General features: G+C 57.9%; 18 protein-coding genes. 6 read left to right on the forward strand and 12 right to left on the reverse strand.

Annotated features, from left to right (window positions below):
• Positions 1 to 42: 42 nt before the first annotated feature.
• The 6 genes from surE to F6Y09_RS17525 all read right to left on the reverse strand — a co-directional run bounded on the left by surE (position 43) and on the right by F6Y09_RS17525 (position 5249).
• A complete protein-coding gene (gene surE / locus F6Y09_RS17500) occupies positions 43 to 804 on the reverse strand; it encodes a 5'/3'-nucleotidase SurE (RefSeq protein WP_152208222.1) in 762 nt (253 codons plus the stop codon).
• The gene (locus tag F6Y09_RS17505; protein WP_152208223.1) at positions 801 to 1904 is read right to left on the reverse strand and encodes a phosphotransferase; all 1104 of its coding nucleotides are present in this window, start codon (positions 1902 to 1904) and stop codon (positions 801 to 803) included. Before F6Y09_RS17505 ends, surE begins: the two co-directional genes overlap by 4 nt.
• Positions 1905 to 1926: 22 nt before the next feature.
• Positions 1927 to 2694 (reverse strand): SDR family NAD(P)-dependent oxidoreductase, encoded by a 768-nt coding sequence (locus F6Y09_RS17510; RefSeq protein ID WP_152208224.1) that lies wholly within the window; start codon positions 2692 to 2694, stop codon positions 1927 to 1929.
• Positions 2695 to 2709: 15 nt separating this feature from the next.
• Positions 2710 to 3933, reverse strand: a complete 1224-nt coding sequence (locus F6Y09_RS17515; protein ID WP_152208225.1) for an acyl-CoA dehydrogenase family protein — start codon at positions 3931 to 3933, stop codon at positions 2710 to 2712.
• Between the two features lie 84 nt (positions 3934 to 4017).
• Positions 4018 to 4464, reverse strand: coding sequence for a PaaI family thioesterase (locus F6Y09_RS17520; RefSeq protein ID WP_152208226.1), 447 nt, complete (start codon positions 4462 to 4464; stop codon positions 4018 to 4020).
• Positions 4464 to 5249: an SDR family NAD(P)-dependent oxidoreductase gene (locus F6Y09_RS17525; RefSeq protein WP_152208227.1), complete on the reverse strand. Its 786-nt coding sequence runs from the start codon at positions 5247 to 5249 to the stop codon at positions 4464 to 4466. Before F6Y09_RS17525 ends, F6Y09_RS17520 begins: the two co-directional genes overlap by 1 nt.
• Positions 5250 to 5380: 131 nt before the next feature.
• Here F6Y09_RS17525 and F6Y09_RS17530 point away from each other — a divergent pair, with 131 nt between their 5' ends.
• From F6Y09_RS17530 to F6Y09_RS17545, 4 genes are all read left to right on the forward strand, one after another.
• Positions 5381 to 6973 carry a class I adenylate-forming enzyme family protein gene (locus tag F6Y09_RS17530; RefSeq protein WP_152208228.1) on the forward strand — a complete coding sequence of 531 codons (1593 nt, stop codon included), beginning with the start codon at positions 5381 to 5383 and terminating at the stop codon, positions 6971 to 6973.
• 154 nt (positions 6974 to 7127) lie between these two features.
• Positions 7128 to 8174 (forward strand): TRAP transporter substrate-binding protein DctP, encoded by a 1047-nt coding sequence (gene dctP / locus F6Y09_RS17535; protein WP_152208229.1) that lies wholly within the window; start codon positions 7128 to 7130, stop codon positions 8172 to 8174.
• An 83-nt stretch (positions 8175 to 8257) separates the two neighbouring features.
• Complete coding sequence (locus tag F6Y09_RS17540; protein ID WP_152208230.1) at positions 8258 to 8803, forward strand: TRAP transporter small permease subunit; 546 nt, start codon at positions 8258 to 8260, stop codon at positions 8801 to 8803.
• The gene (locus F6Y09_RS17545; RefSeq protein WP_152208231.1) at positions 8800 to 10110 is read left to right on the forward strand and encodes a TRAP transporter large permease; all 1311 of its coding nucleotides are present in this window, start codon (positions 8800 to 8802) and stop codon (positions 10108 to 10110) included. Before F6Y09_RS17540 ends, F6Y09_RS17545 begins: the two co-directional genes overlap by 4 nt.
• Positions 10111 to 10160: 50 nt before the next feature.
• Here F6Y09_RS17545 and msrB read toward each other — a convergent pair whose 3' ends face one another.
• The 5 genes from msrB to F6Y09_RS17570 form a co-directional block, all read right to left on the reverse strand.
• Positions 10161 to 11330: a peptide-methionine (R)-S-oxide reductase MsrB gene (gene msrB, locus F6Y09_RS17550; protein ID WP_152208232.1), complete on the reverse strand. Its 1170-nt coding sequence runs from the start codon at positions 11328 to 11330 to the stop codon at positions 10161 to 10163.
• Between the two features lie 148 nt (positions 11331 to 11478).
• Positions 11479 to 12957 (reverse strand): sensor histidine kinase, encoded by a 1479-nt coding sequence (locus F6Y09_RS17555; protein WP_152208233.1) that lies wholly within the window; start codon positions 12955 to 12957, stop codon positions 11479 to 11481.
• Between the two features lie 4 nt (positions 12958 to 12961).
• Positions 12962 to 13663 carry a response regulator transcription factor gene (locus tag F6Y09_RS17560; RefSeq protein ID WP_152208234.1) on the reverse strand — a complete coding sequence of 234 codons (702 nt, stop codon included), beginning with the start codon at positions 13661 to 13663 and terminating at the stop codon, positions 12962 to 12964.
• Between the two features lie 11 nt (positions 13664 to 13674).
• Positions 13675 to 13968: a hypothetical protein gene (locus F6Y09_RS17565; RefSeq protein WP_152208235.1), complete on the reverse strand. Its 294-nt coding sequence runs from the start codon at positions 13966 to 13968 to the stop codon at positions 13675 to 13677.
• A 216-nt stretch (positions 13969 to 14184) separates the two neighbouring features.
• A complete protein-coding gene (locus F6Y09_RS17570; protein ID WP_152208236.1) occupies positions 14185 to 15750 on the reverse strand; it encodes a methyl-accepting chemotaxis protein in 1566 nt (521 codons plus the stop codon).
• Positions 15751 to 15998: 248 nt separating this feature from the next.
• Here F6Y09_RS17570 and F6Y09_RS17575 point away from each other — a divergent pair, with 248 nt between their 5' ends.
• A complete protein-coding gene (locus F6Y09_RS17575; RefSeq protein WP_152208314.1) occupies positions 15999 to 17387 on the forward strand; it encodes an MATE family efflux transporter in 1389 nt (462 codons plus the stop codon).
• On the opposite strand, the gene F6Y09_RS17580 is transcribed toward F6Y09_RS17575, so the two are convergent.
• The gene (locus F6Y09_RS17580; protein WP_152208237.1) at positions 17388 to 18380 is read right to left on the reverse strand and encodes a GGDEF domain-containing protein; all 993 of its coding nucleotides are present in this window, start codon (positions 18378 to 18380) and stop codon (positions 17388 to 17390) included.
• Positions 18381 to 18690: 310 nt separating this feature from the next.
• Between F6Y09_RS17580 and F6Y09_RS17585 the strand changes: the two genes are divergently transcribed.
• Entirely contained in the window at positions 18691 to 19812 is a 1122-nt protein-coding gene (locus tag F6Y09_RS17585; protein ID WP_152208238.1) for an HD-GYP domain-containing protein, read from the forward strand.
• The last annotated feature ends 61 nt before the right edge of the window (positions 19813 to 19873 follow it).

Here is a 19873-nt window from a genome sequence, read left to right on the forward strand (position 1 = left end):
TGTGGATCGCACTTGTGTGAATCGCATTCGTGTAAAAAAGACCTACAGCACCACCATCGTCACGCCGCCGGGCAGGCCCGCCGCGCTGCGCAACGGGCTTACCGCAATAGCATTATCCCGCAGCACGGCCACGTCCGAATCCGGCGCCACGATGTGACGGGAACTGCGCTCGAACCCCAGCCACCAGTACGGCAGGTTACGCCCGTCCTGGCCCGCCAGCAGCTGGGTGCGCTGAATAGAGCCGGTGGATTGCCGGGCCCAGCGCATTTCACTGATGTCTTCGGCCTCACAGGCCGGGAAATTCACGTTCCAGCAGCAGGGCTGGTCGGCTTGCCAGAGCGCGCGGATGACCCGCTCCCCCCAGACGCTGACTGGCGCCCAGCTGATACCGTCACGGTTGAGATAGGCCTGGCTCAGGGCAATCGCCGGAATGCCCATGTGTTCCGCCGTCAGTACCGCGCCGACGGTGCCGGAATACTGCACCGAATCGCTGATATTGGCACCGCAATTGACGCCGGAGAGCACCAGATCCGGTGGGGTTTCCCCGAACCATTCCGCCAGCGCAAACAGCACGCAGTCCGCGGGCGTGCCGGACACCGCATAGCGCCGGTTGGCATGCTGATAGACCCGCAGTGGCGTGTGCAGGGAGATACTCTGGCCGGCCCCGCTGCGGTCGTGTTCCGGCGCCACCACCCAGACCTCTTCCGCCAGCCCATGGGCGATATCGGTCAGCACTTCCAGGCCGGGCGCGGCGATGCCGTCGTCGTTGGTGATCAGTATCCGCTTTACCATGGCATCGTTCATGATTCGATTCCCTGTTTGCCCTGTTGGGCGATGCGCCAGCCGGCTTCGGCCAGCACATGAGCCCGCTCGCCCACCTGCAGGGCGTTGGCGTTGCTGGCATTACCCTGCAATGCCCGGGCATAGACGCCCTGGAGAATCGCCGCCAGCCGGAACAGCGAGAACGCGAGGAACACGTGCCAGTCATTGATACCAGACCGGCCGGACTGCTGACAGTAGCGCTCAATGGTGGCCTGTTCATCAGGAATGCCCAGCGCTGTCAGGTCCTCCCCCACCAGACCACGCATGCCGACCAGGTCCCTGGGCAGATGGTAAGGCAGGCAGTAGTAGGCAAGATCTGCAATGGGGTGGCCCAGGGTGGAGAGCTCCCAGTCCAGAATGGCAACGATTTCCGGCTTGTCCTGAGCCAGCATCAGGTTGCCCAGCCGGTAATCACCGTGGGCAATGGCGCATTCGTCATGGCCTGGCAGGTTTTCCGGCAGCCAGGCCATGAGCTTGTCCATGGCGGGCATTTCTCCCGTCCGGGAGGCTTGATACTGTTTGCTCCAGCGCGCCACCTGCCGCGCCACGTAGCCGTCCGGACGACCGAAATCTCCCAGCCCGATGGCGTTGACGTCCACACTGTGCAGGGCCGCCAGAGTGTCCATGGCAGCCTGGTGCACCGGGGTGCGCTCGGAAAAGTCGATATCCCTCAGGGCCGGATGACTGACCACTCTGCCCGGCATAAAGTCCATCACATAAAACGGCGTGCCGATGATGCCACTGTCTTCACACAGCACCCGGGTCCGGGGCACCGGCACGTCGGTGTGTTCGGACAGTGCCCGTATCACCTTGTACTCGCGCTCGACCATGTGGGCCGAGGGCAGCACTTTGCCCGGCGGTTTCTTGCGCAGCACATAACGACCGCTGTCGGCTTCCAGCAGATAGGTCGGGTTGGATTGCCCGCCCTGAAACTGTCTGATCTCAAGCCGGTCGCCAATGTCCGGCATGTTAGCCTGCAACCAGGTCAATAGTTTGGCCTCATCAAATCGGTGCGCTGGCAACACGTCAACCAACTCGGGATCCGTTGTTTTCTTGCTGTCCGTCATCGTGCCCTCAACCATATGATTCTCGATGCCAGCCCGTTTAACAGGCGGTCTCGCCCCCGTCTGCCACAATAACCTGGCCGGTAATATAGGCGCTGGCAGGGGTTGACAGGAACACCGCCAGGCCGGCGATATCAACCGGATCGCCAATGCGGCGCAGAGGTGTTTTCTCTTCCGCGCGTTTTACCCGCACCGGGTCTTCCAGTAAGGCTTTCGCGAAGTCCGTCTTGATCAGACCCGGAGCAATGGCATTAACCCGGATACCTTTCGGCCCCCACTCCACCGCCAGGTTGCGGGCGAGCGCGGCTTCCGCTGCCTTGGACACACCGTAGGTGCCAATTACGGTATTACCCCGCAGCCCGGCAATGCTGGACAGCATGACCACCGCTCCATCGCCCCGCTCTGCCATGCCCGGCAGCACCATCTGGGTGAGCCAGAAGGAGCCTTTGACGTTGGTATTCATGATCTTGTCCCAGGCCTCATCGGTCATCTCCTGGGTAGGCCCGTAGACCGGGTTGGTGGCTGCGTTGCAGACCAGCACGTCAATTTGGCCCCAGGCGGCGAGGGTTTTATCCACCAGATTCTGCAAGTCGTCTTTCTTGCCCACGTGACAGGGAATGGCAATGGCCTCGAAGCCCTGATCTTTCAACTCTCCGGCCACCTGGTCACAGACCTCGGCCTTGCGGCTGGAAATTACTACCCGGGCGCCGCAACGGGCCATTTCTTCAGCGATGGAGCGGCCGATGCCTTTGGTGGAGCCGGTAATGAGCGCGACCTTGCCGGTCATATCAAATAAGGGGTTGGTCATGGTTCAGGCTCCGTTTCAGTGGCTGGCCGGCTGGGCTTTAGGGTAATCCCGCAGTTCGATTTTCGCGATACTGTCCAGATGCACCTCATCCGGGCCGTCCGCGAGACGGAGGGTGCGGATGTGCGCCCAGGAGGCTGCGAGGAAAGTATCCTGGCAAACACCCATGGCGCCGTGGGCCTGAATCGCACGGTCCAGCACCGCCAGTGCCATATTGGGGGCCGCAACCTTGATCATGGCAATTTCCTGGCGCGCCACCTTGTTGCCGACCGTGTCCATCATGTGGGCCGCTTTCAGGGTCAGCAGGCGGGTCTGTTCGATCTCCAGGCGGGAGCGGGCAATGTCCTTGCGGATGGAATCAAACCGCACCAGCTGCTTGCCAAAGGCTTCGCGCTCGTTGACCCGCTGGCACATGGCTTCCAGGGCGCGCTCGGCCACCCCGATGGTGCGCATGCAGTGGTGAATACGGCCAGGGCCAAGGCGTCCCTGGGCAATCTCGAAGCCGCGGCCTTCACCCAACAGGATATTTGACGCCGGCACCCGCACGTTGTCGTAGACAACTTCGGCGTGGCCGTGGGGCGCGTGATCGTAGCCAAACACCGTCAACGGCCGCACGATCGTCACGCCCGGCGAGTCAAACGGCACCAGAATCATGGATTGCTGGGCATGGCGGGCGGCCGAGGGGTCGGTCTTGCCCATCACAATGGCAATCTTGCAGGTGGTGGTCATGGCACCGGACGACCACCATTTGCGGCCATTGATCACATACTCGTCACCGTCACGACGAATCTCGCAGGCAATGTTGGTGGCATCGGAGGAGGCAACATCCGGTTCGGTCATCGCAAAGCAGGACCGGATCTCGCCATTCAGCAATGGTTTGAGCCATTGCTCCTGATGCTCCGGCGTGCCGTAACGGGCAAGCACTTCCATGTTGCCGGTATCCGGTGCCGAGCAGTTGAAGACTTCCGGCGCCATATGGGAGCGACCCATGATTTCGCACAGATGGGCATATTCAAAATTGCTCAGCCCGGCGCCAAACTCGCTTTCAGGCAGGAACAGGTTCCACAGTCCTGCCGATTTGGCTTTGGCTTTCAGCTCTTCCAGAATGGCTGTCGGTGCCCAGCGGTTTTCAGCCGTCGCAATCTGCTCATGGTGCAGGTGTTCGTTGGGATACACGTGCGCATCCATAAACTCGATGAGCTGCTGTTGCAACTGTTTGGCTTTGTCTGAAAGTTCAAACATGGTTGGTGCCTCTTGTGTTTGTTCTGTGTAACTTGTGATTGTTCTGGGCTATCCGATCAGAGCTGTCTGATCCGAGCCAGCCGGTCAGATTGGCACGCCCTCGGGCTTTTCGCTGCCGGTTCTGAGCCGGAAGGTGCCCTCGGCGATGGCCAGCAGATTTCCGGCTTCATCCCGGGCCTCACCGGTACTGTTGAAAATCCTCTGCCCGCCAGCACGGCGCTCGCCCGTCACCCGAATGGTGCCGCTGGAGCATTGCCCGGTGAACGTGGTGGTCAGTGACAGGGTGATGGCTTTTCGCATGCGGCCCGGGTAGGGGCAATACGTGCCCGCGTTGGCCAGCACAATATCCAGCAGCGAGGTCAGCACCCCGCCATGAATCACACCCCCCAGATTGATGTGCTTGGGCTGCAGTGTCAGCTCGATAACCGCGTGATTCTCATCCCAGGATACATGTCGGTAACCGAGCAACTGGTGGAAGCCCCCCAGCTCCTCGGCTGCCGTAATGGCAGAATGGCTCTTTGTTTCGGTCATTAAACCTTCATCCCCGGCAGGTTCAGTGATGCGGTATTGCCGCCGTCGACCGGCAACGCCTGCCCGGTAATGTAGCTGGCATCGTCACTGGCGAGAAACAGAATAGCGGCTGCAATCTCTGCCGGCACGCCGTAGCGTCGCAGTTCGCAGCGGGAACCCAGCTTGTGGGCTTTTTCATGGGTGCGGGCATAGTTGAAAACCGGCTGGGTCATGCCGGTTTCTACCAAGCCCGGACACACCGCGTTTACCCGAATGTTGTCACCGCCCAGGTCACAGGCTGCTGTCATGGTGAGATTGATGACACCGGCTTTGGAGGCACTGTACGCGTTGCCACCGGCACCAGAGCGGATACCCGCCACCGAGGCGGTATTGACGATGGCGCCCTGACGGCGGGCCTGCATGTGGGGCGCAGTGTGTTTGATAAACAGCATGGGACCTATCAGGTTAACGTCCAGAATACGTTGCCACTCGGCCTCGTCCTGCTCGGTAATTGGTGGATGGTGGCCAGCGATACCGGCGTTGTTGCAGAGCACATCAATACGGCCAAAGGTTTTGATGGTGTCCCCTATCAGTTTCTTGACCTGAGCCTCGTCTGACACATCCATCACACGACTCAACACCCGGGAGTCTTCCGACAGCATACCCCGGGTTTCTGCCAGCCCGACTTCCGACTGGTCAACCAGCACCAGATCAGCCCCTTCACGGGAGAGCCGTACTGCGGTGGCCTGACCAATGCCGCTGCCAGCACCGGTAACCAGGGCTACCCGTTCGCTAAAACGCATCATGGAATGATCCTTTCTTATACTTGGCGTGTTTCTCATCCTCTATTTAATTTGTCATGCCTCTCGGTTTTGAGTCAATATATTCGGAAATTAATTTCACTAGTCAGAACACAACAATCATCAAAGGCTACGAAATGAAAGATTATGTGCGGAAGATGCCTGTCTACGCTCCGATAAACAAGACAGAAACGCTCGACGCCATTGGCTGGAAGGTACAGGAGTATGCCCGCACCCAGCCTGATAAAATCGCCCTCATAGACAGCGACCAGGAAATCACCTGGGCTGGATTTCTCGCCCGGGCCAACGCCATTGCCAACCAATTGCGGGCCCAGGGCCTGACCACCGGAGACACCGTCGCCGGACTGTCAGAAAACAGCGCCGATTTCGTTGCCCTCTATCTTGGCACCCTCATCGCAGGCGGTTGTATGGTGCCACTGTCCGGCATGGCCAGCGGGGAGTCCCTGGCGCTGATGATCAATGACTGTGACACCCGTTTCCTGTTTGTTTCCCGCCGCAATGCCGGGCTTTACGGCGAGGTCCGCGATCGTCTCGACCACATTCCCCCGGATAATCGCATCGGCCTGGACTTTCGCCCCGATGACAGCGGCATCAGCCTGGATGACTGGCTGCAGGACGCATCCCCGGAGCCGAACCCCGCAGAGGTCGGTCTGGATGACGCCTTCAACATCATTTACAGCTCAGGCACTACCGGCACCCCCAAGGGCATACTCCACGATTACCGGTTCCGGTCCCGGCAAATCCGCCGGATGACCAGTAACGGGCTGGATGGTGACGCCATCAACCTGGTTTCCACGCCGCTGTACTCCAACACCACACTGGTGTCGATGCTGCCCACCCTGTTTAACGGTGGCACCCTGGTGCTGATGGCGAAATTCAATGCCCATCAATTTCTGGAACTGGCCGAGGCCCGCAAAGTCACCCACGCCATGCTGGTACCGGTGCAGTACCAGCGCATACTGGCGGAGCCGGAATTTGACCGCTTTGATCTGTCTGCCTTCCGGCTCAAGCTGTCCACCAGCGCCCCGTTGCGGGCCAGGGTGATTCGCGAGGCCCTGGAGCGCTGGCCGGGCAATCTTCTGGAAGTGTATGGCCTGACCGAAGGCGGCATTTCCACCAGTCTCGATTGCGCCCGCCACCCTGACAAATGGGAGTCCGTGGGCAAGCCCACCGAAGGCGCGGAAGTGCGCATTCTCGATGAACAGGGCCAGGCCTTGCCGGTCGGGGAGATTGGCGAGATTGCCGGCCGTGCCGGTGCCATGATGCGGGGCTATTGCAATCGCGATGAGCAAACCCGTGAAATGCTGTGGACCAGCCCCGACGGCGAGGTGTTCTATAAAAGCGGTGACATGGGACGGCTCGACGAAGACGGCTTCCTTTATATTCTCGATCGTCGCAAGGACATGATTATTTCCGGTGGGTTCAACATTTACGCGGTAGACCTGGAAAAGATTCTGTTGGCACATCCTGAAGTCAGCGATGCCGCCGTGATCGGCATTCCCAGCGACTACTGGGGCGAAACGCCACTGGGCCTGGTGGTGAAAACCCCCGGTGCCGGGGCGTCGGCTGCCGATATTCTGGCATGGGCCAACCTTCGTCTTGGCAAAGCCCAGCGACTGTCAGCGGTTGAATTCCGGGACGATTTGCCCCGCAACACCATTGGCAAGGTATTGAAACGGGAACTACGGGCCGACTACCTGAAACAGTAGACGTCTACTAAGCTATTGCAAAAGACCAATCATGTGATAAATTCAGAAAATCTTGATTCGCCTTGCAGTCCATAATACCGCAGTGCGAAACACTAAAGAGAAAACCGGCAACAACACACCAGCTCCAACAGAGACAACAACAAGAGGTAACTTAATGAAAATGCTTACTCACTATCGCAAAAAACTCGCCGTTTACGCGTCCGCCATTACGCTCGGTGTTTCAGCCGCACTGGTTGCCAGCCCGGCTGTGGCACAGGAGTCCTTCACCTGGAAGGTGCAGTCCCACTGGCCCGGTTCCAGCAGCTCCTATGAGGACAGCCTTGTACGCCTGAAAAACATACTTGAGGAGCGTACCGATGGCAGACTCAAGCTTACGCTTTACGAATCCGGCGCCCTGTTCAAGCCTCAGGAAACGTTTAACGCCGTCAGCCGTGGCATTCTCGAGATGGGCACCATCTCCCCGGCCTACGCCCAGGACAAGATAAGCCTGGCGGGTATTGCCTCCGGCCTGCCGTTTGCGTTCCGGAATGTCTGGGAAGCGGCCTATTTCCACCAGAACCTCGGTTTCGAGCAGATGCTGCGGGACGAAGCCGCGGAGCATGGCGTGTATTGGGCGACCGACAAGGTCTACCCGACCGAGATGGTGGTCAAGAACCCGATCAATAGCTGGGAAGACTTTACCCGCCTGAAGATTCGCTCATCCGGCACGCTGCAGAAGTTCCTGACAGAGGCCGGTGCGGCCGCATCCTATATTCCCGGCGGTGAACTCTATACCGCGCTGGACTCCGGTGTTGTGGATGGCGCGCACTGGGGCGCAGCCCAGGGCGCTTCCAGCATGGGTCTCTATGAAGTGGCCAAGTACCACGTGCAGCCGGGCCTGAACATCGCGGGCACTGACGCCATTATCGTCAGCCAGAAAGCGCTGGATAAGCTGCCGGAAGATATGCAGCTGATCGTCAAGCAGGCGCTGGATGAGCAGTTCTGGGTGCGCACTAACGAGTACCTGTACAAAGAGCGCATTACCCTGGCCAAGGCGATTGCCGAAGATGGTGTCCAGATCAACACCTTGCCCGATGATGTCCAGGAGCGCCTGGTTAAAACCGCACAGAGCATGTGGGATGAAGAAGGCAAGCGCAGCGAAAATGCCCAGAAAGCCCTGGACATGCTGAAGAGCTACCTGACGGATCTCGGATACCTGTAAGCCAGCACCCCAATACGCCGGGTACGCCTCGCCAGAGGCGGCCCGGTTTTTTGTCTGCCACAGTTTATTAACCGGAGGTTGCCATGCATGCGCTCACCGCATTCATGAACGGCGTCACCCGTCTGAACAACTTTATCGGGCGATGGGTCGCCTGGCTCGTCGCTGTCATGTTTGTGCTTTTGCTGCTGGAAGTCGGCTTCCGCTATTTGCTGAATGCTCCCACCGTATGGACCAATGAGCTCACCCAGATGCTGTTCGGTGTCTATGCGATTCTTTCTGGTGGTTACATCCTGGCGCACCGGGGCCACGTCAATGTTGACCTGCTTTACTCCCACTTCGGCCGACGTACCCAGGCCGGACTGGATATTGTGACCTCTATCGTATTCTTCATTTTCACCCTTGCGTTGCTGTATTTCGGCATTGATATGGCACAGGAATCCATTGGTAATCTCGAGACTACCTACTCGGCCTGGAATCCGCCGATCTGGCCGATAAAAGCCACCATTCCCCTGGGCGCCGGCCTGCTGGTACTGCAAGGTTTGGTCAAACTGCTGCAGGACATCGCCATCGCGTTCAACCTGAGCTATTACAACCCCGACGCCGGACAATCTGCAGGAGATCCGCTGTGAGTATAGAAATCCTGACGTTACTGTTTTTCGGGTCCCTGTTATTCTTCCTGATTCTTGGCCTGCCGCTGGCGTTTGTGCTTGGCGGCGTGTCCGTTGTATTCCTGTATTTCACCTGGGGTTTTGACTCCTTCTACATGGTAGCGTCCCAGATCTGGGGCACCATGGGCAGTTTTACGCTGGTGGCCATACCCCTGTTCGTCTTTATGGCGATGATTCTGGAGCGAACCGGCGTCGCCAATGACCTCTACCGCATGATGTACATGTGGTGGGGCGGCGTCCGTGGCGGCCTGGCCATCGGCACGCTGTTTATCTGTGCAATCTTCGCCGCCATGTGCGGCATCAGCGGCGCGGCCGTCGTTGCCATGGGTACCATCGCGCTGCCCTCCATGCTGGAACGGGGGTACGATAAGAATATGGCCCTGGGCTGCATCAACACCGGCGGTGGCTGGGGCATCCTGATTCCGCCCAGCATCCTCATGATCCTGTACGCCCTGATCACCGGTGTATCCGTCGGCCAGATGTTCGCCGCCGGGGTACTGCCAGGCATTCTGCTGATGGTTCTCACCATTGCGTACATCATCATCCGCTGTTACTTCCAGCCCCATCTGGCACCGGCCCTGCCAATAGAGGAGCGCGCCTCGTGGCCGGAAAAATTCCGGGCCCTGCGGGCCGTAATCCTGCCCATTCTGATTGTGGTGATGGTGCTGGGTTCCATTATCGGCGGTCTTACCACCCCAACCGAAGCCGCTGCTGTGGGTGTGCTGGGATCCCTGATTTCAGCGCTGGTGTATCGAAAATTCAGCTGGGCGCTGATCAACGACGCGGCAATCCGCACCTTCAAGCTGACCGGCATGATCATGTGGATTCTGTTCGCGGCTCACGCGTTCAGCGCCGCCTACCAAAGTATGGGTGCCCAGCAGCTGATCGAAGGCTTTGTGCAGATGATCCCCGGTGGCCCCTGGGGCATCATTCTCTCGATGATGCTGATCACCTTCCTGCTGGCCATGGTGCTGGACCCGGTCGGCATCATGCTGATCACCCTGCCGGTGTTCATGCCGATTGTGGAATCCCTCGGGTTTGACCCGATCTGGTTCGGCATCCTGTTTGTCATCAACATGGAAATCGGCTACATGACACCGCCGTTCGGTTTCAACCTGTTCTACCTGAAAGGGGTGGTGCCGCCGAGTATCACCATGAAGGACATCTACATGTCGATCATCCCGTTCGTCATTGTGGAAATCATCGGCCTGGCATTGATCATGATCTTCCCCCAGATCGCCACCTACCTGCCAGAGCTGTTCTTCTGAAGCCGGTAAACCCCGCAAGGCGCCTGCCATGTGGGGTTTACCGCCCTTGATTAACTGATAGGCTCTTTAACCTGATCAACGTACTGGCCATAGCCAGCATCGGCCATGTCAGATTTCGGAATGAATTTCAGCGCGGCCGAATTCATGCAGTAACGCAACCCTGTCGGCTCCGGGCCGTCGGTAAAAACATGGCCTAAGTGCGAATCCGCCAGCGCGCTGCGGATCTCGGTACGAACTCCGAACCAGGAGCGGTCGGCTTTCTCAACCACGACTTCGGGACTGATGGGCCGGATGAAGCTCGGCCATCCGGTACCCGATCTGTATTTGTCGGTAGACAGAAACAAAGGCTCTCCGGACACCACATCCACATAGATACCGGGACGCTTTTCATCCCAATACTCATTATCGAACGGGCGCTCGGTGGCGTCTTCCTGGGTGACCTTGTACTGGATATCGGTCAGCCGCTTACGGAGTTCTTCGTCGCTTGGCTTCTGATATGCCTGCTGGTCAGCGGCTGCAGGCTCAGCCATCGCTTTGCCAGCATCAGCTTTGGGGCGGTAATCGGCGTAGTCGATTTCCCGATCTTCACCCCAGACGTCGTCAATAAACTGGTAACGGCCGGAATTGAAGGTGTACACCTTGTACCGTATCGGGTTTTTCTTGTAGTAATCCTGATGGTATTCCTCGGCAACGTAGAATGACTTGAACGGCGTTACTTCAATCAACACCGGGTTGTCATAACGGCCGCTTTCCTCCAATGCCTGGATAGACTTCTCCGCAAGGCGTTTCTGCTCGGCGTTGTGATAGAAAATACCCGGCCGATACTGCTTGCCACGGTCCACGAACTGGCCGTTGACGTCAGTCGGGTTCATCATGCGCCAAAGCCCCTGCAACAAGCCCTCATAAGTAATGACGTCGGAGTCATAATAAACCTGCACCGCTTCCGTGTGCCCGGTCATACCACCAGAGACCTGCTGATAAGTCGGATTTTTCTCATCGCCACCGCTGTAGCCCGAGACCGCCTCCACCACACCGGGAATCTTTTCAAAGCCAGCCTCGACACACCAGAAGCAGCCACCGGCAAAAGTGGCCACCGAAAGGGAAGGATCCGCCGGTGCGTACCGGGAATCCTGGGGAGCCACATCGCCGGTCGCACTGGCCTTGAAGCCAATAAGCCCGACAATCAGCACCAATGCTGCGTAAAATATTTGACGATTCATGTTCATCACCTCGTTTGCGAAATACGACTCCCCGATTGAAGAGACAATCAGGGTGTACGGACAGTTCCCAGTGTGCTGGCAAAAGTTCACACGTTAATCTGCGAGTTGTTACGAGTTTATAACGCCTTTGGGATCAGTCGGAGGCAGATCAATTTTCCTGGTGCACGGGCAGGCGGATTACGAACGTGGCGCCGCGCAACGGATTGTTGAATACGCTGATCACTCCGCCCTGCATTTCCATGATGCGTCGTGCAATGGCCAGCCCCAGCCCGGCGTGCCCGTTGGTGTTGCGGACATCACCGCGATAGAAAGCCTCGAATATGTGCGGCATGTCCTGCTCGGGAATGCCCGGACCTGCGTCGCTGACGCTCACTGTGAGCCAGTCCCCTTCTACTTCCAGCGTCAGCTCAACCGACTCACCCGTCGGGCTGTAGGAGATGGCGTTGCTGATCAGGTTGTCCAGCACGCGCTCTGTCATCCCCAGGTCGCCGTACACCAGGGGTAATGACGGTGAGCCGGAGACCTCGAGTACAACATTTTTCCGCGCCGCCTCCGGCACGTGTTTATGGGAGGCGTCGTAAATCAGCTCGGCGGCTGCGAAAGGCTCCGGTTGCGGCTGTTTCTCCCGGGCCTCCAGAGCCGCCAGCTCGAATAGCTCATCCACCAGGCGGCTGAGGCGACGGCCTTCTTCCAGGGCGATATCGAGGAAGCGTTCCTGTTCGGCCTCGGAAAGTATGTTCCGTTTCATGCGCAGGCTCTCCACATAGCCCTGCATGGAGGCCAGAGGTGTTCGCAGATCATGGGATACCTGGGCCACCAACCGGCGCCGCAGTGCGTCCTTGTCCTGGAGTTCTTCGATCTGGCTGGCGATGCGCTGAGCCATGTGGTCAAAGGTGACCCCGAGATAATCCACTTCGTCCTGCACCTTCGGCCGCTGCTGCTGCCAGGTTTTCGGGGGCTGGCGACTCATGCCGGTATGCTCGAACTGCTCCACCAGACTGGTTAACCGGGTTAACCGTCGGGTCAGCAGCCGGAACACCGCCAGACCCGCGACCATACCGAAAGCGAGGCTGATCACGACCGCCCAGGCGCTCATTTCAATAAAATGTCCGCTTCTGGCCATGGTCTCGGCCATATCGTATTCCTCGCCCCGCAACACCACATACAGATAGCCCTCCGGCTCGTCTGCCGAGGGAATGGGCGTGACGGAAAACACCTTTTGCCGGTCATGACTGCGGGGGTCATCCCCCAACACCGGATAGGCAGTCATGTCCGACAGCAGCCGCTGGATCGGTGCCAGCGACACCTGGTTACGCTTGATTTTTTCCGGATCAGCGGAGTAGGACAGGATACGACCCTCACGGTCGAGCAGGTAAATCTCGATGCTGGGGTTGATCGCCATGTAGAGGGAGAACAACTCCTTCAGGGCGGCTTCATCAAGCCGGCCTTCGTTGATCAGATTGCGGTCCTGCACCAGGTTTCTGGCGAGGTCACGGTTCAGTTCCTGGTTCAGTGAGGCGTTATACTCTCGCAGGGAATACAGACTGATCACGGAGTACAGCAGACCAACGGCCACCAGCAGCACAAAAAGTCCCAGGGCCAGCCGGGTATAAAGGGTTCTGATCATGGATTCAGTCCCGGAAGCGGTAGCCGACGCCCCACACCGTCTGGATAAACCGGGGGTGGGCTGGGTCCTGCTCGATCTTGCCACGCAAGCGGTTAATGTGGGTGTTTACAGTGTGCTCGTAGCCGTCGTGATTGTAGCCCCAGACGGTGTCCAGCAACTGCATGCGGCTGAAGACCCGGCCCGGGTGCCTGGCAAAGTGCCACAGCAGGTCAAACTCCCGGGCGGTCAGATCTATTTCAACATCGTGGAAGTGAACCCGGCGACGTACCGGGTCAATCGCCAGACCCTCACACAGGATTGCCTGATCCGGGGTATCCGGGGCCGGTCGTGATGTCATCGCATCCACCCGCCGGAACAATGCCTTCACCCGCGCTGAAAGTTCCGCAACGCTGAACGGTTTGGTCAGATAGTCATCGGCGCCCATCTCCAGGCCCAATACCCGATCCAGTTCCGAGCTTTTGGCGGTCAGCATCAGTACCGGAATGTAACCTGGCTGAGCGCGGATTTCCCGACACACAGCCAGGCCATCCAGTCCCGGGAGCATCAGATCCAGCACCACCAGATCAATACCCCCTTCCCGAAACCGTGACAGGCCGGTATCACCCCGGTCGCAGACCACGGTTTTACAGCCCAGATCTTCCACATGCATGCGCACCAGCTGGGCAATACCGGGGTTATCCTCAACAATCAATACGGTCCGCGTCATAAATCCCCTAGCTACGATTCATCCATACTATCTTTCATCATAGTGTCTTTTTTCATACCATCATCTGACATGTCATCTTTCATGCCGTCTTTTTCCATGTGGCCGTCTTCCTTCATGTCCTCGTGCATCCTGTCGTCTTTTTTCATGTCTTCATCTACCTTACCATCGTCTTTCATCATGCCATCTTTCTTCATATCCCCGTACTTCATACTGTCATCTTTCATGTCGTCAGCATGCGCCAGGCCAGCACTCATAGCAGCGGACGTGATCACAGCGGCAAGGAACATTCGAGTCAGTGTTTTCATAAATCTCTCCCGGCGTTCGTTATCGGCCCGAGGCAGGTGCCCCGGACTCTGTTGATAATCATGAACGCCCAGGCTTACGGAGACTTAACGCACTACTAAAGAATTTATCGCGGAAAGATCACGAAATGATCTCGGGATTACCGATGAAAGTAGTGCAGAGCAGGTAGACGAGTGGGGCAATACGCCGCCCACGGATGGCCCGGAAGCGGCGGAGTTTTAACGGCTTATGAAACGTGACACCAGTTCATGCAGGCCACCGGAAACGGAGCTGACTTCATCGCTCAGTCTGCGGGCATTGTTCGCCTTTTCAGTACTGGTATCCGCAAGGCTGGCGATGCTGACAACCTGACGGTTGATTTCGTCGGAGACATGGCTCTGCTGCTCAACAGCCGCCGACATCTGGATGAAGCGGTCCGTAATCCGGCCGATGGATTCGACAATTTCATTCAGTGACCGCTCAGCGGAACGTACTTTATCCAGCCCGGCGCCGGCCACTGCCGCGCCCTCACGAGTAGACGTAACAGCGGCGTCTACCTGTTTACGGAAATCTTCAATAACGCTGTGAATCCGCAGGGTGGAATCCCGGGTTCTGGCGGCCAGCGAGCGGACTTCATCCGCTACCACCGCAAAGCCGCGGCCCTGTTCGCCGGCCCGGGCAGCTTCGATTGCCGCATTCAGAGCCAGCAGATTGGTCTGATCCGCGATATCGGAAATCAGACGCGTTGCCTCACCGATACTTTCCGTGGATTCGCCCAGTTTTTCAATTTGCGTACCGATGCTGCTGACCCGCTCCACCAATTGCTCAATGGATCTGAGCGCATCCGCACTCAGACCAGCACCCGCAGCGGCGTGCTGGTTGGCCTCTTCGGCCTCCCGGGCGTTCTGATTTACACTTTCGGACACTTCCTGAATGGAGGCCGTCATTTCGGTGATCGCCGAAGCAGTCTGATCGGTTTCTGCACGCTGCCGGTCAATATAGCTGGCGCCCTCACTGATCATCTTGTGGCTTTCAGCGGAGGTCGTGGACATCACTTCAGCCCGGTCTTCGATACGCGCCAGAGCTGTTCTCAGCCGCGCTTCCTCACTCACCAGTACCATCGCCAGCTGGGCATAGAGCCCTCGCTCATTGGTGTAGGTACGGGCCGCCGTCGCGTCCTTGAAGGCATCGGGGCGCAGGTTGATCACATTGCGCAGCCGCTGGCCAACACCCCCGAATACCAGGCCAAAGCCCAGTAAATGGCCAAGAATTACCAGCCCGAAACCGGCCAGGGTGGCACCGAAACTCAGAGCTACCATACTTAGCACAAGCGACAACACCGCAGGCCAGCCGGTTTTAATACCTGCCACGATAGTGCCGCTGCCAGCGGTGCCTTTATCACTTGAGAGCTTGCTGTAGAGCGTTTCTGCCCGGGCTGTTTGTTCGCGGGTCGGCGCCGTGCGAACAGACTCGTAACCCACTACCGTTCCGTTTTCCTTTACCGGGGTGACGTAGGCACTGACCCAGTAATGGTCGCCGTTCTTGCAGCGATTTTTGACCACACCCATCCAGGGCTTGCCGGCACTGATGGTGTCCCACATACCCTTGAAAACCACCGGCGGCATGTCCGGATGCCGAATGATGTTATGGGCCTGGCCTATAAGCTCCTCGCGGCTGAACCCGGCAATCTCCGCAAACTCATCGTTGCAGTAGGTGATCATACCTTTCTGGTTGGTGGTGGTAATCAGTCGGCCACCCTTGCGCATGGAAACTTCGCGCTGGGTCACTGGAAGGTTTTTACGCATTAATTACTCCAAGAAAACACTGCAGGTTAAAGCTTTGACACGGCGAACCGAAGGCCCTTTGGCTACAGCCATCGATGAATAACATTCTGGAGTTCGTTTCAGGGTATTGGGAGACGCCATAGTGAGTACGCCACCGCTGTTCAGGCGCGGCGTCAAGAGTAGTCCAATAACCACCCGACATTCAGTTGTATTATGTAACTAGGGTATTATCCGCACCCAGACATACACCTCCGATGCAGGCTCTACCCGTGGAAGAATTGCACCAGCCCATTCCCGAAATTCGCCAGCCGCTGATCCAGCGCACACTGACAGAATGGAAAACCCTGGCCTTGCTGGGCGGGCCGATTCTGATTGCACAGATCGCCCAGATGGCCAACGGCGTTATCGATACCGTGATGGCCGGCCACGCCAGCGCCGAGGACCTTGCTGCTGTGGGTATCGGCAGCAGTCTGTGGATGCCGTTGTTTCTCCTGTTCATGGGAACGCTGAGCGCATTGCAACCGATCATTTCCGGCCATCGGGGCGGTGGTCTGTTCAGCCGTATCATGCCCGACACCTGGCAGGGCATTTACATTGCGGCCGGGGCATCGGTGCTGATGATCCTGTTACTCGTTAATGTGCGACCTGTGCTTGACACTCTGCGCATGGATAGTCATACAGCATTTGTCACCCAGGGCTATCTCAGCGCCTTTGCCTGGGGTATACCGGCGATGTTGCTGATGGCGGCATTGCGGGGCCTGACGGACGGGCTGGGACATACCAAGGTGATCATGGCGTTTTCGGTACTGGGCACCCTGATCAACCTGCCCCTGAACTATATCTTCATCTACGGTAAATTCGGCTTGCCCGCCATGGGGGGCATCGGATGCGGCTGGGCCACGTCAATCTCAAACGGGGTCGCGATGGTGGCGCTGCTGGTCTATCTGAGCCGCAGCAGAACCTATCGGCATTACAACCTGATCACAGACTGGGTCAAACCCCACTGGCAGGAAATCAGCCTTATCCTCAAGCTCGGAGTACCCATTGGCTTCACTATTTTCGTGGAAGCCAGCATGTTCTCAGTGATTGCGCTGTTCCTGGCACCACTGGGGCCGGTGATTGTGGCCGGTCACCAGATCGCGCTGAATGTGGTGTCGTTGTTGTTCATGGTACCTCTGAGCATCGGCATGGCGCTTACCTTGCGGGTCAGTTTTCTGATCGGTGCGCGCGCGCCCGATACCGCCCGCCTGCTCTCCCGCAGTTCTCTGATTCTGGCGGCTTCGGTGGCGCTAGTGTTTGCGCTGTTGCTGTTCCTGCTGGCCTCGCCCATTGCGCAGCTTTACACCAACGACCCGGCGGTGCAGGACGTGAGCATCTCGCTATTGGTATTTGCGGCTCTGTTCCAGATTGCCGATGTGATCCAGGTAACCTGCATCAGCGCTTTGCGCGGCTACAAGGACACCCGGGTACCCATGATCATCATGCTGTTTTCGTTCTGGGGCCTGGGGTTACCGCTGGGCTACGCACTCACGTTCACCGACATGATCGTGCCAGCCATGGGCGCTGCGGGCTTCTGGATCGGGCTCACGGGCGGACTGGCGTCGGCCAGCATTTTACTCGGCATCCGGCTATTCGGCTACGCGCCCAAACCAGCCTGATCAGACCGAAGAACCCGACTCCCCGGCAACCACCACCTGATCACGGCCATTGCCCTTGGCCTGATAAAGCGCCTCATCGGCTCGTTCAAACCAGGTATCACGAGTATCGTCATCCTGCAGTAACGCGACGCCATAGGAGGCAGTGACTGGCCCACCAGGGCTTTTCAGGTCCCGGCGCAGGATCTGATGAATATTGCGCATCACCGTCCGCATGCCGTAGTCGCCCACACCCGGCAAAAGCACCACAAACTCCTCCCCACCGAACCGGAACAACTGGTCCGTCTTGCGGGTATGTTTCAGGATAATCTGCGCACAATCGAGCAACACTTCGTCGCCGACCGCATGGCCGTGGTCGTCGTTCACTCGTTTGAAGTGATCAAGATCCAGTATCACAAGCGCATAGGACAAGCCACTGCGCTGGTGGAATGCCACTGCGGCATTGAGTTCCTGCTCCATCGCCCGACGGTTTTTGATGCCCGTCAGCGGATCCAGCAAGGCCAGTTGTTCCAGGCGCAAGCGCTGGGTCTCATTGCGCAACGCGAAAATATAGGCGCAGGAACTGACGACAATGGCCGTGGTGACAAACGACAGCATGTACTCATGGGACTGAAAGCCAATATTGAACACCATCAAAATCAGCAGGGTGACCAGATTTATGATGACCGCCAGACGCGGCGAGGTCAGGAAGAAGCTGGTAATAAATGGCGGATAAAGCCAGAACAGACCGATGGTGCCCAGCAGAAACGCGATCGTCGCACCACCGGCGCAGGCGACAACAGCTATGCAGAACCCGCTGCGGCGGGTATCACCCGTAATCCAGGCGTACACCATACTGGTGGCGATGCCGAGCATGATGACCGTATCCACCGTGCCCGCCACGGTATCACCCTGCGCGAACCGGAAAATAGCAAACGGTGTGATGCCGATAATGGCACACACGCCCAGCATGGTAATAATCGACAGCCTGAAATTATTACGCAATCGGTAAAGCATATTGGTCGAACCAGGGCACGATCATGGCAATTGCCTGGCCGGAAAGGATCCAACCGAGCGGCAGAGAAATACAGGCACCGGCCTGGTGCGTGACAACCATAATAGAGCAAATTTTCAATCAAACCGGTAGCGGGTGCCTAAATATTACCAAAGATGACAATTGTCATACCTTCGCTGCCCGCTGTTTAAGCACCGCATTAAAGACATCAAAACCTTTATGATTTAAACTTTTGCGTATTGACCAGGAAAGTTCCGACCACATTCCGTGCTCCAGGGTATGGTATTAACGAACACAGGTGAATTCATAAGCGTGTCTGATCTTGTCCGAGTTGCTCCCGGAGCGCTGGTTGTTGGCAAGCCTCTGCCATGGACCGTATACGACGTTACAGGCAATGTGCTGTTGCGCCAGGGCCATGTAATCCATAGCGAATCCCAGCTTGAGCAATTGTTCGAGCGAGCCATGTTTTACCCGCGCAAACCCGTGGTGGCCGAACCGGAACAGGTCGAGGAAACCCGGGTCTACAACCCTTTTGACGAATACCCCGGCCTGTTGCAGGCACTGGAAACCACCCTCACGGCCATTTCTGACCGGGAAAGCGACGCGCCCCAACGGCTGACAGCCCTGGCACGACTGATTGACGAAATGTGTCTCAGCGCCCCGGACCCAAGCCTGGCTCTGGTCCATCTATACGCTGTCGAACCGACGGCCTATGAACAAACCCTGTTCTACGCCATTATCTGCCATTTCATCGCCCGGGCCATGGGTCTTGAAGAAAAACGGGTGCTGGTGCTGCTGGGTGCTGCCCTGACAGCGAATCTGGCGCTGCTACCGTTTCTCGATAAACTCAACCGCTCCGCCCGACGCCTGACCGACCAGCAGCGCCAAGTGATCCACAAGCATCCGTTACTGAGCGCAAAAGCGCTGCGGGAAGCCGGAATCAGGAACCGACAGCTACTGACCATCATCGAGCAACACCATGAACATCACGATGGCACCGGCTATCCGGTTGGCTTGACCAGCGAGAACACGTTGCCGGAGGCCCAGATTCTTGCCCTCGCAGAGCGTTATACTGCCATGATCACCCGGCGCGCCTATCGTGACCGGCTGACGGTCACCGAGGCCATGAAGGCTATTCGTAGCGCAGCTATGGGCAGTCCCCGGCCCCGGATCACTTCAGCCTTGCTTAACGCCCTCACATCTTATCCCCCGGGCTGCCTGGTACGGCTCGCCAACACGGAGGTGGCCGTCGTCACTCACCGGCCTGCCCGCCACTCCGGGCCCACAGCTCAAGCCATCATCGGCCCGAAAAGGGGACTCTACGAGGGTGCCTTCAAGCGTGACTGCAGCTTGCTGGAGTTCAGCATCCGTATGGTGGAAGACGTGGATGTTTTGCCCTCGATGGATTTCGGTCTGCTCTGGGAGTTCAACTGAGGGCAACTTCCTTTCGTTTTCTGAGATTGCCGCTACCAGCACTTGAGCGCCCCACCCACTG

It is taken from the genome of Marinobacter changyiensis (assembly GCF_009193265.1).
Lineage (GTDB): Bacteria > Pseudomonadota > Gammaproteobacteria > Pseudomonadales > Oleiphilaceae > Marinobacter > Marinobacter changyiensis.

Excerpts from the sequence above, each read along its gene's own strand:
- surE (WP_152208222.1), bottom strand. The coding sequence starts at position 804 with ATGAACGATGCCATGGTAAAGCGGATACTGATCACCAACGACGACGGC.
- F6Y09_RS17505 (WP_152208223.1), bottom strand. The coding sequence starts at position 1,904 with ATGGTTGAGGGCACGATGACGGACAGCAAGAAAACAACGGATCCCGAG.
- F6Y09_RS17510 (WP_152208224.1), bottom strand. The coding sequence starts at position 2,694 with ATGACCAACCCCTTATTTGATATGACCGGCAAGGTCGCGCTCATTACC.
- F6Y09_RS17515 (WP_152208225.1), bottom strand. The coding sequence starts at position 3,933 with ATGTTTGAACTTTCAGACAAAGCCAAACAGTTGCAACAGCAGCTCATC.
- F6Y09_RS17520 (WP_152208226.1), bottom strand. The coding sequence starts at position 4,464 with ATGACCGAAACAAAGAGCCATTCTGCCATTACGGCAGCCGAGGAGCTG.
- F6Y09_RS17525 (WP_152208227.1), bottom strand. The coding sequence starts at position 5,249 with ATGATGCGTTTTAGCGAACGGGTAGCCCTGGTTACCGGTGCTGGCAGC.
- F6Y09_RS17530 (WP_152208228.1), top strand. The coding sequence starts at position 5,381 with ATGAAAGATTATGTGCGGAAGATGCCTGTCTACGCTCCGATAAACAAG.
- dctP (WP_152208229.1), top strand. The coding sequence starts at position 7,128 with ATGAAAATGCTTACTCACTATCGCAAAAAACTCGCCGTTTACGCGTCC.
- F6Y09_RS17540 (WP_152208230.1), top strand. The coding sequence starts at position 8,258 with ATGCATGCGCTCACCGCATTCATGAACGGCGTCACCCGTCTGAACAAC.
- msrB (WP_152208232.1), bottom strand. The coding sequence starts at position 11,330 with ATGAATCGTCAAATATTTTACGCAGCATTGGTGCTGATTGTCGGGCTT.
- F6Y09_RS17555 (WP_152208233.1), bottom strand. The coding sequence starts at position 12,957 with ATGATCAGAACCCTTTATACCCGGCTGGCCCTGGGACTTTTTGTGCTG.
- F6Y09_RS17560 (WP_152208234.1), bottom strand. The coding sequence starts at position 13,663 with ATGACGCGGACCGTATTGATTGTTGAGGATAACCCCGGTATTGCCCAG.
- F6Y09_RS17565 (WP_152208235.1), bottom strand. The coding sequence starts at position 13,968 with ATGAAAACACTGACTCGAATGTTCCTTGCCGCTGTGATCACGTCCGCT.
- F6Y09_RS17570 (WP_152208236.1), bottom strand. The coding sequence starts at position 15,750 with ATGCGTAAAAACCTTCCAGTGACCCAGCGCGAAGTTTCCATGCGCAAG.
- F6Y09_RS17580 (WP_152208237.1), bottom strand. The coding sequence starts at position 18,380 with ATGCTTTACCGATTGCGTAATAATTTCAGGCTGTCGATTATTACCATG.